The sequence below is a fragment of the Shewanella sp. SR44-4 genome, assembly GCF_014163715.1.
GTDB lineage: Bacteria > Pseudomonadota > Gammaproteobacteria > Enterobacterales > Shewanellaceae > Shewanella.
Window position 1 is genome coordinate 1 of the sequence record NZ_JACJDU010000102.1, and the last position, 2121, is coordinate 2121.

At 41.1% G+C, this 2121-nt stretch carries 1 protein-coding gene and 1 pseudogene; both read right to left on the reverse strand.

Annotated elements, in window-relative coordinates; translation table 11 throughout:
* Positions 1-40: 40 nt before the first annotated feature.
* Positions 41-1209, reverse strand: a protein-coding gene (locus H5125_RS21535) for an IS3 family transposase (protein WP_409086077.1) whose coding sequence is annotated in 2 segments (ribosomal slippage) — positions 41-957 and positions 957-1209 — 1170 coding nt in all. Because the reading frame shifts where the segments join, the coding sequence is not laid out codon by codon here.
* A 64-nt stretch (positions 1210-1273) separates the two neighbouring features.
* Positions 1274-2032 (reverse strand): annotated as a pseudogene (locus tag H5125_RS21540) (IS982 family transposase); the annotation flags it as partial.
* Positions 2033-2121: the final 89 nt, after the last annotated feature.

A 2121-nucleotide genomic window follows, 5' to 3' on the forward strand; every position in this document is an offset into this window, starting at 1 on the left:
TGACCTGGTCAACTGAATTCGGTCACCCTAGTTAAGTTCGTTAAGCGACTTCTTTTATCTGCTTATCCATACGCTCAAATTCATTGGGACTTTGGTAGTCAAGGTATGAATGCATTCGTTGGCTGTTGTACCACATGGTGATGTAATTCATGACATCTTGCTGGGCAGCATAACGCGTTCGATAGTTTCGCCAGTGAACCCGTTCCTGTTTCAAGCTGCCAAAAAAGCTTTCTGCTACTGCATTATCCCAACAACATCCTTTTTTACTCATACTGCCTACAAATCCATGTGTTCTCAGTATTCGTCTATATTGATGACTCGCATATTGAACACCTTGATCTGAATGTATTATCAAGCCCGCTTTAGGTTTTCTTTGCCAGATGGCCATTGTTAGCGCATCACAAACAAGTTGCGCTTTCATTCTGCTACCCATGCTCCAGCCGACCACTTTACGGGAATAGAGATCGATTACGACGGCTAAATACAGCCATCCCTCTGAAGTCCATATATACGTAATATCTTGCACCCACGCTTGATTGGCGCTCTGAAAATCAAAATTCTGTTTGAGTTCATTATCGTATATTGGCTTATTGTGTTCACTATTCGTCGTTGCTTTATACTTTTTCTTGTAGCGCACCCAAACGTTTGCCTCTTTCATCAATTGTGCTGTTTTCCTGCGCCCGACAGGATAATCAAGCGTATTTAATGCTTTTTGAATTCGCCTTTCGCCATAGGTATTATCGCTAAACTCAGCAATATTCTTTACCCACTGGAGCAACTCTTGATGCTCTGTATCAACAGACTTTTGTGGTTTTCGCTTTTGATAACTGTAGTAGTTATTGTTTTTTACACCCAACACGCGACACATTACTATCACAGGCCAGATCTTCTTATTTTGGGCAATAAACGTGTATTTTACTTCGTTTCTTTGGCAAAGAAGACCGTCGCTTTTTTTAATATTTCACGCTCCATTTCTAGGCGTTTGACTTGTGCTTTTAGTTGACGAATTTCCTGCTGCTCAGGTGTTAGCTTGCCGTTTCCTCTGAATGCATGACCATCATCATTTTCGGATTCTTTTATCCAGCGACCGAGGAGCTGAGCACTCACTTCTAGATTTCTTGAAGCTTCAGCAATGCTATAATTTTGCTCTCTTACCAGCGCAATGGCATCAAGCTTAAACTCTTTTGAATAGGTTTTACGTTTAGTCATTTCAATCTCCAGTTAAATCAATTATGTCTTAACTGGGTTAGTCGTATCAATTAAACCACGTCATTGTATGCTCTATTTGTGAAATATTTTTTAGCTGGTCATTGATGGTTTCAATGATAAATCGACGTGAAAGCATCGCTCTATCCCATAGGGATAATGCTTTAGCTTTCATGTTTTTACGGACATTATTGACGATCGTAACACCTTGTTCGAGTAAGTCGCTCGCCAGTGCTTTGCTAATGTAGCCTTTGTCGGCATAAAGTTTATCCATTGAGTTAACCACCATCCCCGAAACAGGCTGAGTGTCATGCACATTCGCGGGCGTTATTTTGGCGGCTACAATGCCGCCTTTGTGATTAACAATTAGGTGAAGTTTAAACCCGTAGAACCATCCCATCGTGCCTTTTCCTCGGCTAGCGAGGCCCGATAAACTTTTATGCCTTGGAATTCGTAAGTTGTGACAGACCTTGATACTCGTTGAATCAACAAACTCAATCCCTGTTGGCTGACTTCTTATGGTACAAAAATAGCTGCACAATGGCACGACAGTTGTGGGCATTAGTTCCAAAAAGCGACTGTAACTGAGCAAATGTGGAAAATCAGATTTAAAGAATCGAGCAAGATAACCAGTATAAAAGTTCTTGAAGTCACGGTGGTGGGATGTATGGAAGAGTATGATAATGGTCATTATTTCGCTCATGTCCATTCGATTTGAGCGCTGACGTTTTCGTGTGCCGTCAGTCAGGCATTGTGTTTTCCATTGCGGAATGAATACAGCACAAAAATCATCGACATCACAAAATATATCCACTAAATTATTCATACGCCCTCTGCATGATTAAATCCTTCTTGGTCGAAAGATCTGATCGTAAAGAGGGCGTTTAGTTCAATTCTTATCCCGAGTTCAGGTTA